The following is a 15,833-nucleotide window of genomic DNA, read 5'->3' on the forward strand; positions in this document are numbered from 1 at the left end:
CGAACCGGAGCGTGTAGTCCTCCAGGGTCTCCTTCGCGGACCCGGTGTCGTCGAGGTGGTGGGTTGCGGGTTCGTGCGGGGGACTGACGGTGCTCATCGCAGGCTGGCCTTTCAGCGGGCGCGGGTCCGAGGACACGGACGAACGGGCGACGGGAGCGACGCTGACCCCTGCCGACCAGCCAACATCCGGCCGCTAAGCAAGTGTTAAGCAACGGCCAAGCGGCCCCGCCACCGCCGGGCGCGGGCGGTCTCGGCGGGGCTCGGGCGGCCTCGGCGGGGCTCGGGCGGTCTCAGCGGGGCTCGGGCGGCCTCAGTCGAGCGCGCGCAGGGCGCGGGCCACGCGTTCGTGTTCGGCGACGATCTTCCGCACCAGCGGGCCCACCTCGCCGGCGGCACCGGTGTGGGTCTCGACCTGCTGGCACAACCGGGCCAGGTCGGTGGCCCCGAAGGTGGCGCCGAGGCCCTTCAGCGTGTGCGCGGCGCGGTGCGCCGAGTCGGGGTCGCAGCCGGTCGCGGACAGCGTGTCCACCAGCACCGACGTGTCGGTGAGGAAGTCGGTGATCAGGCCGGACAGGGCCGCGGCGTTCCCACCGAGAAGCTCACGCAGCCGCTCGAGCGCGCCCGGGTCCAGCACGGGCCGGCCCCCCGGCGGCCGGGCCCGAGCCAGCGCGGCGACGAGGTCGGGGGTCACCAGCGGCTTGGTGACGTAGTCGTCCATGCCGGCCGCCAGGCAGGCCTCCCGCGCGCCGGCCTGTGCGTTGGCGGTGAGCGCGATGATCCAGGGTCCGCGGCCGTCACAGAGAGCCCGGATCCGGCAGGTGGCCTCCAGGCCGTCGACGTCGGGCATCTGGACGTCCATGAGCACGACGTCGTAGCGCCCGCGCTGGACCGCGGCCACCGCCTCGGCGCCGCTGCTCACCAGGTCGGCACGGTGGCCGAGGCCGTGGAGCTGACGGAGCACGAGTCGCTGGTTCACGGCCTGATCGTCGGCCACCAGCAGCCGCAGGGCTGCGGTGGTCCTTGCGCGCGGCAGCGGGGCCGGGTGGATCGGTCGGTCCGGGTGGTGCGGTACCACCGTCGCCGCCGCGGCGAGCACGGTGNCGGTCATGGTGGTGCCGGCTCCGGGCGGGGAGGCGGCGGTGATCGTCCCGCCCATGAGGGTGCACAGCCGGCGACAGATCGCCAGGCCCAGCCCGGTCCCGCCGTAGCGCCGCGAGGTGGAGGTGTCGACCTGGGTGAACGCCTCGAAGATCGACTCAAGATGGCCGGCCGGGATGCCGATGCCGGTGTCGCGCACCAGGAAGCGCCACGCGTACGTGCCGTCGGTGCCGCCCAGCCCTTCGGCGCCGCGCGGCGCCGCCCCGACGGTGACGGTCACCTCGCCTCGTTCGGTGAACTTCACCGCGTTGCTCAGCAGGTTGAGCAGGATCTGGCGGACCCGCGTGGGGTCGCCGACCATGGCCTGCGGGGTGCCGGGTTCGAGGGTGCAGGCCAGAGCGATGTCCTTGGCCGCGGCATCGGCCGAGACGAGATCGAGGGCGGCCTGCACGCAGGCGGCGACGTCGAACGGAACCTGTTCCAGGCTGAGGCGGCCGGCCTCGATCTTGGAGAAGTCGAGGATGTCGTTGATCAGCAGGAGCAGGGCGTGGGCGCTGTCGTGGACGACCTCGGTGAGGTGGCGCTGGTCGGCGTCCAGACGGCTGTCCAGCAGCAGCCCCGACATGCCGATGACCGCGTTCATCGGGGTCCGGATCTCGTGGCTGATGGTGGCCAGGAAGGCGCTCTTGGCGGCGTTGGCGCTCTGGGCGGTGGAAGCGGCGTCGCGCAGGGCGTCGGCGGTGCGGAACAACCGTTCGGTCATCTCGTTGAAGCGCCTGGCCAGGGTGCGCAGCTCGCCGACTCCGGCGACCCGCGCCCGGACGTCGGGCGCCCCGGCGGCGATGCGGGCGGTGGCGGCGTCGAGTTCCGCGACCGGGCGGAGCACCGCCCGGCGGGTCACGGCGGCGAACACCGCCATCCCCGCGAGCAGCAGCAGCGCCGCCGCGATCGCGGCCGCCGACCAGGCCCGGGCCCGGTCGGTCGCCCGCGCGGTCTCCCGGGCCGTGCGGGTGTCGACGAGCGTGAGCACCTGGCCGATCGGCCGCATGATCTCGTCCTTGGCCCGCAGGTAGGACGCGTCGAACAGGATGTCCGTGGCCCGCTGGCGGTTGGCCGCACCCCCGTGGACGGCCAGGGTGAACGCCTGCTCCTCGACGGTGGCCAGGGCGTCCGACCGCGCCTTGGCCGTGGCGAGCAGGTCCAGCTCCGGGCGGGTGAACCGGGCCTGTGCGGCCAGCGTGGCGAAGGCGACCGGGGGACCGGACGGCGAGGGCCGCCGGCCGGTGTCGGTCACGACGTCCCAGTAGATGTTGCCGTAGTTCTGCGGTCTCGGCGCCGTGCCGTCGCGGATCTCCAGGATCTCCTGGAACCAGGCGCGGTAGCGCGGCTGACCGGTGACCACGTACGTCCGCGCCATCCGGGTCAGGTCGTCGGAGGTCTGCCGCAGTTCGTAGGCCAGGCGCAGCGACTGCGACCGCCGGGCCTCGGCCGAGGCCGCCTGCCGCGTGCTGCTCTCGGCCTTCAGACTGACCAGCAGCAGCGCGGCCAGCAGGACCACGCCGATGCCGACACCGCTACGGACCAGGCCGCGCAGCGACATCGGCGCGGAGGTCGTCGGCGCGGAGGTCGTCGGCGCGGAGGTCGTCGGCGCGGAGGTCATCGGTGTTCGGGTGCGGTGCCGGTCCGAGCCCGGGAGACCTCGGCGCGCAGCGTGGCGATCTCGGTGCGCAGGGCGGACTCCCGCTCGGCGGTCGAGCGTCTGGCCTGGAGGGAGGCGCGCAGCCGGGCCCGCAGCATCGTCGAGCTGTACGGCTTCGGCAGGTAGTCGATCGCGCCCAGCTCGATGCAGCGCACCACGCTCTCCAGTTCCGGCACCGCCGACACCATGATCACACCGACGGCGGCCAGGGCGGGATCCGCCTTGATCTCGGCCAGGGTCGCGTAGCCGTCCAGCACCGGCATGAGCAGATCCAGCAGGACGATGTCGAATCCGCGCGTACCGTCATCGGNGGCCCGCAGGACCTCGAGCGCCTGGTGGCCGTTCTCGGCCGTCTCCACCTCGTGGCCGAGCTCGGTCACCGCGGCGGCCAGGAGCGTGCGATTGACGGCGGTGTCGTCGACCACGAGCACCCTGCCCGGCCGATCCACGGACGGTGCCCGGTGGTCCGGTGTCGTCCTCCGGCGGCCCGGCGTCGCCGCCTGGGCCGCCGTGGCGGGCACGCTCGGCGGCGCGGGCGCGGGCGCGGGCGCGAGCGGCTGCCAGGCCAGGCCGGGGTCCTGCCGCAGCACCGCCTGTTCCAGTTCGCGCAGCCGCACGCCCGGCTCGAGCCCCAGCTCGTCACGCAGCACCCGGCGGGTCTCGCGATAGGTGGCCAGCGCGTCCACCTGCCGCCCGCACCGGTACAGCCCCAGCATCAGCTGTGCCCGCAGTCGCTCGCGCAGCGGGTGGCTGCGCACCCGCTGTTCCAGCTCGGCGACGACAGCGGCGTGCCGGCCCAGGGCGAGTTCGGCGTCGATCCGGTCCTCGGCCGCGCCGAGGTGCAGCTCGGTCAGCCGGGCCGCCGCCGCCCCGACGAACGGGGTGACCGGGACGTCGGCCAGTGCCGGGCCGCGCAGCATCCCCTCGGCGTGCAGCAGCACCCGCGCGGCCCGCTCGGGATCCCCGGCGTCGAGGGCCGCCCGGCCGCGCACGACCAGGTCGGCGAAGGCATGCGCGTCCACGGCGTCGGGGGAGACGTCGAGCAGGTAGCCGGGCGACGCCGTGACCAGGACGGTCGCCGCCTCGCCACGGCAACGGCCGGGTTCGAGTGCCCGGCGCAGCTGGGAGACGAAGACCTGCACCGTGGCCGCCGCCCGGGCCGGGGGCTGCTGCGGCCACAGGTCGTCGATGAGCTGATCGACCGACACCACGCGGCGGACGCGGAGCAGCAGCGAGGCCAGGACAGCGCGATGCTTGGGCCCGCCGAGGTCCACCGGCTGACCGTCCCGGTACACCTCGACGCGGCCGAGCAGCCGGAACTCGAGGCCCACCATCGCTCGATCGTCACAAACCGGTATTCACAACACGTAAGTGACAGATTACGTTCACATGGCGCGCCCGTCGTGGCGTGCGCTGGCGTCTTTCGAGTGAGCCTGTCGGTAATCACATGGTGGTTGTTGGTGATGGGCCGGGTTCTGTCGTCGGGATCGAGTTCATCGCAACAACGCGGCCGGGTCGCCGTGGCAGACGAAGGCTCCCCACAGGTAGGGGTCTGGGAACCTGTCGCGGACCCCGGTCTGGGCGTCCCGTAGTGCGACGGGAACTGGGGCGCCGTCAAGAAGTCGCTGGTAGAAGGTGGTCATCAGGTCCGCGGTCGCGCTGTCCGCGACGCGCCACAGGCTGGTCACGACGGCTCGGGCACCGGCGGCGGCGAACGCCCATCGCAGCCCCACGACGCCTTCTTCCCGCCGGTTCGCCCCAAGGCCCGTCTCGCAGGCGGACAGGACCACGAGTCGGGTGTGCCGAAGGTCGAGCGCGCAGACGTCGTCGGCGGTGAGCATCCCGTCGATGGCGCTGGGAGGAGTCGCACCACCGGACAGCCACGTGTTGATGCCGGCCAGCGCGAGCGCCGAGCGTAGCAGCGGATCGGTGCCGGTTGCCGGCAGGCCGGCGGGTGTCTCGGCGGCGGCCGGAAACTCCCCGGCAAGCGGAAAGACGCCTTCGCCGGGAACGTCGAGGACGTAAAACGTCTCGTAGTGGCTCGTGTCGGCGCTGGTCGGTTCCGGCAGAAACAGACCGTGGGTGGCCAGATGAAGCACGAGGGGCGAGCGGACGTCGGCCACGAAGCCCTTCAGCGCGTCGGTACCCAGCAGCGGTGCGACGGCCAGCAGGTCGGCTATCGCCTGCCCCTCCGACCGGGTCGACGGCAGTGCAGGGAAATACGGCGTGCCCTGGTCGCCAGCAGAACCTGGACGGGGACGGGANGAAGCGAGGTCGTAGTCGGGGTCGGCGAGCACGAGGGACGGTCCGCTGGTCCCGGGTCTCGACGGTCCCCAGGTCAGGACGTCACGTGGCGACGCCAGGTAGCTGATGGTGAATTCGTCGATCAATCGCCGTCCCCCTGCGGTCGGCAGTATCTGTAGTGGTAGCTGGGTCAGGTCGCCGTCCGCGACGACCAGGAGGGTGCTGCCCGCGCCGTTCAGGTGCAGGCGGATCGGGTCGACCAGCGCCCGGCAGAGGGCCAGGGCATGCGTCTCGCGCGCGACGGCGCGACGGAAGGCCTGGTCGGGTGCCTCGGCCGGCAGCCGGCCGGAGTCGAGCAGGCTACNCAAACCCGCGACGTGCTCGTCGATCGGCCCGGCAGGGCCGAGGTCCACCACCTCAAGCGGCGTCTCGGGATCGGGCACGACGACGAAGGCCAGATAGCGCATCGGATGGCTGACGTCGAACAGGTCGCCCTCCGGGGCGCGGTGCCGAGGCGGGTGACCGAGCGCTGCGTTGGCGAAGTCGACCACCGCAGTGCGGACGAAATGCACCAGAGTGGCGTCTGCCGGAAGCCGTTCGACCAGCCGATCGAGATCGACCGAGCCGAGCCGGGTGTCGCGGTCCCGCAAGGGCAGGCGGCCGGCGAGCAGTCGCTCGAGTTCCTCCCGACGCCGCCGAAGACGGTCCGCTTCGGCCGGCCCGTCGCCGGATGGCCGCCGATCCAGTTCCGTTCGCGCCAGCCGAGCCCGCACCCGCGCCAACTCGCGGAGGATTCCGGCTAGCTCCGGCGCGTCCCCGCGCAGCCCGATCTCCCGCTCGTACCGAAGGTAGGCGGCATTCAGCGCGTGGCGTCCGGCGACGAGGTCCCACAGCCGTCGCGCGAGCGCGGCGCCGATGGGACCAGGCTGGCCTGCTTCGGCCGCGGCGGAACCGTCGCCGACGTCCGACCCGACGTCCGACCCGACGTCCGGGTCGGCGAAGACCACGGTGAGGTAGGCCTCGACCGTGGCCCACCGCTGCGCGAGATAGACGGTCCTGGCTCGTTCGGAGTTGCTGGACAGAACGTCTTCCAGCCGCTCGTCCTCGATCGTGACGACTCGGTCCAACAGCTGCCTGGCGGCGTCTCGTTCGCCGAGCGCCGCCTGCAGGTGCGCGAGGGCAAGCAGGCTGCCCGTCGCCGTGGGCGCCATGTCGACCGCCTCACGTAGCAGCTGGTGGGCGGCGCGAGGGCTGCCGGTGACCGCCTGGCAACGGGCGAGCTGGGTGAGGTGCAGAGCACAGCCGGGATGCGTCGGCCCGTAGACGGCCCCCGCGATCCGCACCGCCGATTCGGCCAACGACATCGCGGTCCGGTGCGCGCCGATACTCAGATAGAGCGCCACCAGTGGAGCCAGGGGCTGCAGCTCGAGCGGATGGTCGTCGCCGAGGGCGGCGCGGACGATCTGAATCGCGGTCGTCAGATGTTGTGACGCGGCGAACCGGTTTCCGTTCAGAAGTTCCAGCTCGCCGAGGATCCCGAGGGCCGCGCCGTAGCGGGGGTGCTGGCTGCCCAGTTCCCGCCCGCGGCGTTCGGTGGCCGTCGTGGCGAGCTCGATCGCCTGGTCGATCTCGCCGAGCTCGGCCACGATCCGTGCCTGGCTGAGCAGCAGGGCGGTGTCGTCCTGACCGGAGCCGGACAAAGCGGCGCGGGCGAGTTCGATAAAGGATCTGGCGCGTTCGGGGTGCCCCTGACCGGTGAGGCAGACCGCGAGTTCGTTCAGCGCGTTGGCGGTCCGAGGGCTGCCGCGCCCGTGCGCCAGCTCGAGGCGGCCCAGGCAGTGCCGCACGAACGTCTCGGCCTGCGCGAAGCTGCCCTCGGCGCGCAGTGNCATGGCATACACCAGCAGCGCCTCCGCCGTGCGGAGGTCGTCCGGACCCCAGGCGTTCGCCGCGAGCTCCACAGCTTGTTCGGTCAGTGGCCGCGCCAGCGCGGACTGCCCGTTGTTGAGTAGCAGCGAGGCCAGGTTGGTGCGAGCGGTGACCCGGTTGTCCGTGCTGGAATCGCGGTGCTCGGCGAGCTGGAGGGCCTGCTCGAAATGCTGCCGAGCGCCATCGACGTCTCCCTGCCGTTGCCTGACGCCGCCGAGAGCGGTGTGAGTCTGCCCCAGCATGCTGCCGCGCAGCGCCGATGCGCGTTCGGCGAGCACGGTCAGGTGCTCGGCGGCAGCCTGGTCCTTGNCGGTCGCGGCGAGGGCCAGCGCGAGCTGAAGGCGGACGTTGTCGATGCGGGTCTCGTCCCGTTCGTCGGCAGTCGTGAGGATGTCGAGGGCATCGCGCAGGAGCTCTGGAACTCCGGTGAGGTTGCCGCGCGCAGACTGGGTCTCGGCGAGTCGGGACTGCAACGCCGCCACGTCCGGGTCGCGCCGGCCGACCNCATCCTTGGCGACGGACAGCGCGGTGTCGAGCAGTCGTTCGGCCTCGGCGAGGTCGCCGCTGTCGGTGGCTTCGCGCGCCTGTTCGGCAAGCAGGCGATAGCGCTTCCAGCCGGGCGTGAGTGCGCCCACGGCCGCGTCGTCGGTGCTGGTGGTGCTGTTGGTGCTGTTGGTGCTGTCGGCGGTGGCGCTGCGGTCGGCGGCGAGCTGTTCGGCGAGTACCGCGGCGCGCGCCTCCAGACGCGGTAGCGCCGAGAGGTAGGGCACGGCCGCTGCGAGGCGAGCAGCCGCCTCCTGCCCGCGACCGTCGTCCGCGTACGCCTCTGCGAGCTCGACCAGTTCCTCGACCAGCCGGGGGTCATCGGGTCGGCAGTGCCCCCGCAGCGTCGCGAGTGCCTGCTCGTGCAGCTCGACGGACGCGGCGAAGTCACCGGTGCGGTAGTGGACGTTGGCGAGGTTGTGGCTGATCGCGAACAGCGCCGTCTGGTCGTCGGGAGTGTGCGTTCGGACGTAGGAGAGCGCGCCGGTGTACCACGCGCGCGCCTCGTCGTACCGTTCCATCCGGTAGTAGACGTCCGCGACGGCATTGAGCTGGTGCCCGCGCGGCCCGCCGGGGCGACGGCGGGCGTCGTCGACGACCTGTTGGCGCACCCGCAGCTCCGCCTCGATGTCGCCGAGCCCGAAATACGCGGCCGCGACTCTCCCGAGCACCTCGGGTATCTGCTGGTCGAGCGGGTCGTCCAACGCGGCGACGGTCGCCAGCGCCGCCGCGGCTGCCTCGAGCGCGTCGTCACGGGCGCCGACCGAGGCGTTCAGCGCGGCAAGATCGCTTTCGGTCAGCGCCTGCTCGGCGCGATCGGCGACGCCTGCGTCCAGCTGCCGCCACACGTGGAGGGAACGGGTGAGCCAGGCGCGGGCGTCGTCGGTACGGCCGGCCGCCTCGCACACCCGCGCGATGTCACGCATCGACTGCGCGACTCGCGGGTGGACGTCGCCGTGCGCGTCGCGTAGCAGCCGCAGCGACCGCTCGCACAGGTCGACGGCATCGGCTGGCGCTCCCCGGTCGAAGATCACCTCTGCGAGGCTGGTCAGCAGCCGCGCCAGCGCGTCGACTGCGTCGGCGGTCTCGAAGCGCGGGTCGTCGACGGCCTCCCGCAGCACCGACTCGGCCTCGCCGGGCAGACCGTTGCCGACCAGGACTGCAGCCAGGCCGCGGAACACGCGGGCCGCGTCGGCGGGGGCGACCGTCGCCTCGCCGTCGCGCAGGATGCCGAGCGCCTGCTCGTAGACCGTCGTCGCCTCGTCCAACCGGCCCAGCTCGGTGAGCACGGTGCCGTAGCTGGCGAGCAGACCTGGGAGCCTTGCTCTGTCACCTCGCTGCAGGACGCTGAGCGCGCGGTCGAAGGCGTCGAGAGACTCCTGCGTCGAGCCGGTCCGGTACAGCAGAACGGCGGTGTTGGCCAACTGCTGGCCGTGCTCGGCGGAGCCCTGGCCGTAGATCCGCCGCGCGAGTTCTGTCACCTCGGGTGCCAGCTCGGCGGCTGCGGTCAGCGCGCCCTCGGCTTCGAGAGCGAGTAGTCGGCGTGCCAGTCGTTGGTAGCGAGCGAGCTCGGCCTGGCTGTCGCCGTCGCCGTCGCCGCCGTCGCCGCCGTCGCCGCCGTCGTCGTCGGCAGGCCGGCGGGCGACGCCCTGGTCTGAGCGGTCGACCTGGGCCGCAGTTGCTTCGCGACTGGGCGCCGCCGGCCTCGCGGCTGATGCCAACCGGCGAAGGTCGGCGATTCGTCGCCACGCGACGGGGGAGACCACATCAGGATGCTCCTGCGCGAGGGTCTCCATGGTCTTGAGGAAGCGTCGGGACAGCAGGAAGGGCCATTCCTTGACCAGCTCGGCCACCTGCCCGTCTGATCCGAGGTCGAGGTCGAGCAGGTGACCGACGACGTCGTTGCGCAGGTCAGGGTCGATGCGCAGAAACATCTGGTCGCGGACGTCGTCTCGGGCGGCGGCTGCGGCCGGGAGTCCGGCGCGGGTGGCGATCGACAGGTGGGTGTGGGCCTCGGCGAGCTGGTCGATCGATTCCGGGTCGGCCTGGAGGACCACGCCGAGGTTGAGATGGGCGGCTGGTTCGCCGGGGCCGAGCCGAACAGCTTCTCGCAGGTCCGCCAGCGCTTCGCGCAGGTCGCCGGAGCGCGCCCGCACCCCGCCGCGATCCGACCACAGGTACCACGCTTCGGGATCGTCGTCGATCAGGCGGTCGAGGTCCGCCAAAGCCTCGGCGACGCGGTTCTCCAGCGAATAGGCGATTGCCCGGTTGTACCTGGCGTCGGCATTACCAGGGGCGCGAACCAACACCCAGCTCAATTCGTCGACCGCGGCTGGAACCTGCCCCACCGCGAGCAACGCCAACCCTCGACCGAACCGCGCCCCGACGTCGTCGGGGTGGCTGGCGAGATGGTCGGTGTAGGCCGTGAGCGCCTCTTCCCACCGGCCCAGGCCGCGAAGCTGGTCGGCGCGCTGTGTCGTCATCCCCGTAGTTCCCCGTCCACCTGCGTGCCATGCCGTTCGTCCTGGGCGGTCGTACCGTTCACCCCCGCTGTGGGAATCGTCAGGGGTGTTGGTACGTCACCGCTGTCGTGACGTTCTGCCGCCATTGCACGCTCAGCGCGGTACTGACCGCAACCTCTTCGCCTCGATTCGCCGGCAAAGGAAGATGGACGGCCGCGATGAGATCGAAGCGGTGCAGGTCGAAGCAGACTCGCACGGCATCGGCGTAAGCGACTGCCGCCGCCACCGCGCCTCGGTAGGCCGCAGCCGAGGCGAGCACCGGCACCGCCGCTATCAGCAACCACCACCCGGTCGTGGCGAGCAACCCGACCGCGGCGGCTGCCACGGCGGCGAAGGTGACGGTCAGCCGGGCCGCCACGTCCAAGCCGTCGCGCCGGTCGTCAACGATCGCTCGGTTCGCCGAGCCGAGCAAAGGATAGAGCCGAGGCCAGGCCACGACCGCGTCCCATCCATACTCGCGTCCGGCGGTGTCCTCCATGGACGCCAGAACATTGCCGAGCGCGGTAGCACGGACCAGATACTCCGCGCTCGGATAGTGGGTCCGCAGCCGCACGGCGACCGCCCCGGCCCGCTGGACCTCCTCGACGGACGGTGCGGTCGCCGTTCCTGACACGGTGGGCACCGCCAACGTCGCCAACTGGCGGCNTCGGCGCACCTGGCGGCGCCGCGCGAGGTCGAGGCCCAGCCATCGGGGCCAACCGCCTTCGAGGACCCGCACCATCGACAACTGCAGCGGCGCTGCGAGTAGCGCGACGACCAGCAGCGCCATGCCGACCACCACGACCTCGCCTGCGCTGGCGTCGGTCGCGGTCTGCCAGGCCCGATGTGCCGACGGCGGGCTGCCCGGGGCTCCTGCCCACACCAACGTCAGGACGGCCAGCGCGCCGGCAGCCGTGGGTACGTAACCCACCAGCAGCAACCGACCCGACAGCAGTGCCTGGGCCGGCCGGGCAATTTCCCCGAGCGTCACGTCGCGAGTCCCATTGCCGCGTCGCAGGCCACGCAGCGGGGCGGNCTGTCGTCGTCATGGACAACGCGAAACTCGGCCGGGTGAGCGGCGTCGGTGGGGCACAGGTACCGCAGCACGACAAACCGGGTCGAGGAACCGGGAAGTGTCGCGCCGTCGCTGTCCCCGATGCCGCGCGTCGTGGTGAAGCCCGCGCCGGGTGCGCCTAATCCGAACAACAGGCGCAGGTACGACCGGGTGGTGCTGCCGATCGAACGCCCGCCGACGGCCAGCCGAATCGCTTCCAACCTGGTCTCGTGCGCGAAGATCCCGGCGACGGCAGCCAGCGCGTCGTCGAGTGTCGCGTTCGGTGCCAGCCGCAGAGTCGGGCCGTCGGTCGCCGCCTCGTGGTCGACCAGGATCTCGAAGGTGTCGAGTGGCGTACTCAAGTCTCCTCCTTCAGACACACGTCACCGCCAAGTTCTCCTCGCCGCCTACTGCCAGCCAGCGAGTCAGCGACTCGCGACGGTAGCGCCTGGGTCACTGAAAACCGCCCGCCCGACGACGAGGACTCCGCGCTGCGGAATGGCGAAATCGCGAAGGAATGCCTGGGCGGGAATCGGTCCCGGTTCGCCGAGACGTACACCGCGGACCGTCGCGGCGCTGTCGGTCACGACCCACAGGCGCAGGGGATGGGCCGCGAACTGCTGCCCGTCCGGGGCGAGGCCGGTCAGCCGTACCCGGCCCGCCCCGAGCGCGGCGCCGGCGAGCCGCGACATGGCGCCGAGCAGCGGGCGGGAACGCCAGGCGCGGTCCGGCAGGGCGGAACCCAGGGTGCTGAAGAGTCGGGTCACCGGTGTCGCCCCGACCGTCACCGTCCAGTCGAGATCGCCGTCGGCGGCGGTGACACGGAATGTCCGCGGACCAGTCCAGTCGAGGTGGATCGGGCCCTGGCGCACCTCGTCGACGGCCGAGCCGAAGTAGCGGGTGCAGGCCAGCTCGGCGGGCTGGTCCTGGTAGAAGGTCCAGCGGCCGGCGGGGTCGCGATGCCAGACCGACCGGTAGCCGGGGCCGAGCGAGGACTCCGGAAACCGGCGCAGACCCAGGACGTGCCCGGAACGGAACGGAAGGCCCATGACCCCGTAGCCCGCGAACCGGTCCTCGCCCGCCGGAGGCCGCCGATCCTGCTGAGCCACCCCGTTCGTCCGGGCTGGCCGCACGTGTGACCGGTGTTCGAGGTCGTCGACGACGTCGCGTGGCTCGCGCATGCCCGGACTCTGCCACGGCCCACGGCCGCCACCTGCGCCATGACCTCATGACGACACCGCGGCGGCGGCGGCCGCCCTCGCTGCCGCCTGGGAGTACTACCGCGAACTCGCCGACCGGGGCCCGACGTACCTTCCCGACCAGGACGTCTCCAGCTGGATCCGCTTCAACCTGACCGCCTACCATCAGCAGGCGCAGACCGTCCAGGGCCGACTCGACCGCTCCGGACGGGTAGGGGCNCACTCGCCGCCTTCGCGGAGACCACCGGTCTGGACGAGCGGGTCGTCACCGCCCGGCACGACGTGGCCATGGCCGGACGCGTCCGCCGCTCACGCTACGAACACGCCGAGGGCCTGAGCCTGCAGCAGGCGCAACGAGATCTCCGTGACCTCACCACCGCCGGAGTCCTGGAACCGGTCGGTCGGACCCGGGCCCGCTACTACACGGCAGGCCCCCGCTTCCCCCAACCGGCACTGGACATCGCCCNCACGCCCATGGTCCTGAGGAATCCCTACCCCGACTGAGGAGAGCGCGGGAACGCGGGCTGCTGCGATGATTCCCCGGGAATGCCCGACCGCGGAGGGGATGGCGCTGTGCAGGATGATGGCTCCGTGCACGATCGGTCGTTGACGATGGGCGATCACGCCTATCTGGCCTTCACCCGCCGTTTCCCCGGTGAGTTCCTCGACATCGGGGCGCTGTTGTATGTCGGCGGCCCGCCGTTGGACCTCGCCGGACTGCGGGCGCACGTCGCCGACCGGCTGCGCGGGGCGCCACGGCTGTCCGAACGACTCCATGCCGCCGCGGCGCCTGCCGCGGCGGCTGCCGGGGACCGCCGCGGTCGTGGGTCGCAGGCCACGCAGACCCTGCCCCGGTGGGCCTCGCGTGGCGACGTCGACGTGGACGACCACGTGACCGTCACCACCGTCCCGGAGGGGTCGGGCGACGACGGCGTGCGTCGCACGATCGACCGGCTCGCCACCCGGCCCGTCGACCTCGCTCGACCGCCGTGGATGCTCCACCTCCTGCGCGGGCACTGCCTTCCCGGCACCCTGGTGCTCTACCGGGCCAGTCACGTGCACCAGGACGGCGGCGCCCTCTACCGGGCGTTACAGCTGCTGTTCGGCGAGGGGGACGAGGCGGGTCTGGCCCTGCCGTCGGCGTTTCCCGCCCCCCGGGCGGGCGACTACCTGCGCCTGGCCGGTCGCAACCTGCAGGGGTTGGCGCCCACCCGGGCCCTGGCGGCCTGGGGTGGACCGTCGCGCGGCCCCGCCCGCCACACCTGGGCGACGACGGAACTCGACACGCTGCGCCGGATCGCCCGCCGGCAGGCGGTCACGGTCAACGACGTGTTTCTCGCGGCCCTCGCCGGCGCGCTGCGGCAGTGGTCGCTGCCGGAATGGGGCCGAACCCGTCGACCCATCCACGCGCTGATGCCCGTCAGCATCCGGACCAGNGCCGAGCAGGACCTGCTGTCGAACTTCACCACCGGGGTCCGCGTCCCCCTGCCCTGCGGCGAACCGGATCCCGGCCGGCGGCTCGCCCGCGTCGCCGCGCGCACGCGCCGGTTGAAGCGGGGTGGTGGCCTGGGGGTGGTCGAGCGTCATCACCTGGCCCTCGCCGAGCTGTCGCCCGGTGCCTCGCAGCGTTTCCTCGCTCACGTCGCGAGCTCGGGCTCGCNCACCCGCGAGGTCGCCCTCGTCGCCTCCAACCCGGGGAGCCTGCGCGGCCGGCTGGCCGTCGCGGGGCGGCCGGTCACCGGACTGGTCGGGCTGCCTCCGCTGTTCGTCGGCCGCCAGCACCTCACCGTGGGCCTGTTCGGCTACGGCGAGCAGGCCCGTGCCACCTTCACGGCGAGCGAGAGCGTCCCCCGCCACGAGACACTGCCGGACCTGTGGCTGGCCGAACTGGCCGAACTGGCCGACCTGGGGGAGCGCGCGGAGCTGGCCGGCTGACCGGCGCGGCCAGACGGCCGGTGATCGGCCGGCCCAGCCGTGGCGGGTGCCAGCCGAACGTCGTACCTCAGGTCCGCGGCGCCGCAGGCTCGACCGACGGGGCGATGCGGTGGGTGAGGGCGGTGTGGCGACGCCCGGCGCCCGGGGTGCGGACCGCGGCCGCGAGCGCCCTGCGGGAGCCCACCAGGACGACGAGCTTCTTGGCGCGGGTGACGCCGGTGTAGAGCAGGTTGCGTTGCAGCATCATCCAGGAGGAGGTGGTGAGGGGAAGGACGACGGCGGGGTATTCGCTGCCCTGGGAGCGGTGGATGCTGACGGCGTAGGCGTGGGCGAGTTCGTCGAGTTCGGAGAAGTCGTAGACGAGGCTCTCGTCCTCGTCGGAGAGCATGGTCAGCGTCTGGTCCTCGGTGTTGATGGCGGTGACGACGCCGACGGTGCCGTTGAACNCCCCGGCCTTNCCCTTGTCGTAGTTGTTGCGCAGCTGGGTGACCTTGTCGCCGACGCGGAACACCCGCCCGCCGTAGCGGCGCTCGGGTGCGCCTTCGCGGGCCGGGGTGAGGGCCTCCTGCAGGAGCAGGTTGAGGTTTCCGGCTCCGGCGGGCCCGCGGTGCATCGGCGCCAGCACCTGCACGTCGCGGCGGGGATCGAGCCCGAAACGTTGCGGGATCCGGCGGGCGACGATGTCCACCACCATCTTCGCGGTCTCCTCCGCCGGATGCAGGCCGGAGTCGTCGGCCGGCTCGCAGGTGAACCAGAAGAAGTCGCCGAAACCGGTCAGCTGCGGGGGTGTTCCGGCGTTGATCCGGTGGGCGTTGACGACGATGCCGGACTGCTGGGCCTGCCGGAAGATCCTGGTCAGCCGGACCCTGGGGATCGCGTCGGCGGCGAGCAGATCGCGCANGACCTCCCCGGCGCCGACGGAGGGAAGCTGGTCCACGTCACCGACCAGCAGCAGATGCGCCCCCGGCGGGACCGCCTTGACCAGCTTGTTTGCCAGGATGACGTCCATCATCGAGGATTCGTCGACGATCACCAGATCGGCGTCGAGCGGGTGGTCCCGGTCGTATCTGGGGTCGCCGCCGGGTTGCAGCTCCAGCAGCCGGTGGACGGTGGAGGCCTCGTGGCCGGTGAGTTCCGCCAGCCGTTTGGCGGCCCGCCCGGTCGGCGCGACCAGCACCACGCGGGCCTTGCGGGCCCGGGCGAGTTCCACCACCGACCGGACGGTGAAGCTCTTGCCGCAGCCCGGCCCGCCGGTGAGCACCGCCACCTTGCGGGTGAGCGCGAGCCTGACCGCCTCCGCCTGCTCGTCGGCGAGGTCCTGACCGGTCCGGCCCCGCAGCCAGCCCAGCGCCCTGTCCCAGTCCACGTCCGCGAACGACGCCAACCGCTCCTCGGCGCAGGTGAGCAGCGTCAGCAGCCCGCCGGCGAGGGACGTCTCCGCGCGGTGGAACGGCACCAGGTAGACCGCCGGGACGGTGGCGTCCCCGGCGGGGACGCCTTCGCGGATCACACCCTCGTCGGCGGCGAGCTGGTCCAGGCACGGGCCGATCAGTTCCCGCTCGACCTCGAGGATCTTCGCCGCATCGGTGATCAGGTTCGGGGCGGGCAGGAAGCAGTGCCCGTCGTCGGCG

Annotated in this window: 5 protein-coding genes and 5 pseudogenes; 3 read left to right on the forward strand and 7 right to left on the reverse strand. The window is 72.4% G+C overall.

From position 1 onward, the window contains the following. Nucleotides 1–2,754: 2,754 nt before the first annotated feature. The 4 genes and pseudogenes from UK94_RS64485 to UK94_RS24790 all read right to left on the reverse strand — a co-directional run. Nucleotides 2,755–3,107 (reverse strand): response regulator (locus UK94_RS64485; protein WP_235489663.1); only part of this gene is annotated, 353 nt, incomplete at its 5' end. 1 nt (nucleotide 3,108) lies between these two features. Continuing rightward, nucleotides 3,109–4,131 (reverse strand): annotated as a pseudogene (locus tag UK94_RS24770) (BTAD domain-containing putative transcriptional regulator); the annotation flags it as partial. A 159-nt stretch (nucleotides 4,132–4,290) separates the two neighbouring features. Continuing rightward, the coding region (locus tag UK94_RS64490; RefSeq protein WP_235489667.1) for a CHAT domain-containing protein at nucleotides 4,291–5,061 on the reverse strand (771 nt) is incomplete at its 5' end. Nucleotides 5,062–11,493: 6,432 nt separating this feature from the next. Continuing rightward, the gene (locus tag UK94_RS24790; RefSeq protein ID WP_095212969.1) at nucleotides 11,494–12,249 is read right to left on the reverse strand and encodes a hypothetical protein; all 756 of its coding nucleotides are present in this window, start codon (nucleotides 12,247–12,249) and stop codon (nucleotides 11,494–11,496) included. Between the two features lie 630 nt (nucleotides 12,250–12,879). Between UK94_RS24790 and UK94_RS64495 the strand changes: the two genes are divergently transcribed. From UK94_RS64495 to UK94_RS64505, 3 genes and pseudogenes are all read left to right on the forward strand, one after another. Next, on the forward strand, nucleotides 12,880–13,703 hold an 824-nt coding region (locus UK94_RS64495), incomplete at its 3' end, for a wax ester/triacylglycerol synthase family O-acyltransferase (RefSeq protein ID WP_313949590.1). Between the two features lie 16 nt (nucleotides 13,704–13,719). Beyond that, nucleotides 13,720–13,927, forward strand: a pseudogene (locus UK94_RS64500) (DUF1298 domain-containing protein); the annotation flags it as partial. A gap of 1 nt (nucleotide 13,928) precedes the next feature. Next, a pseudogene (locus UK94_RS64505) lies at nucleotides 13,929–14,202 on the forward strand (DUF1298 domain-containing protein); the annotation flags it as partial. A gap of 67 nt (nucleotides 14,203–14,269) precedes the next feature. Here the strand turns inward: UK94_RS64505 and UK94_RS64510 are convergent. The 3 genes and pseudogenes from UK94_RS64510 to UK94_RS64520 all read right to left on the reverse strand — a co-directional run. After that, nucleotides 14,270–14,648 (reverse strand): ATP-binding domain-containing protein (locus UK94_RS64510; protein WP_235489669.1); only part of this gene is annotated, 379 nt, incomplete at its 5' end. Nucleotides 14,649–14,660: 12 nt separating this feature from the next. Further along, nucleotides 14,661–15,102 (reverse strand): annotated as a pseudogene (locus UK94_RS64515) (ATP-dependent RecD-like DNA helicase); the annotation flags it as partial. Between the two features lies 1 nt (nucleotide 15,103). After that, nucleotides 15,104–15,833 (reverse strand): annotated as a pseudogene (locus UK94_RS64520) (AAA family ATPase); the annotation flags it as partial.

The sequence above is a fragment of the Frankia sp. AvcI1 genome, from assembly GCF_001420875.1.
In the GTDB taxonomy this organism is placed as follows: domain Bacteria; phylum Actinomycetota; class Actinomycetes; order Frankiales; family Frankiaceae; genus Frankia; species Frankia alni.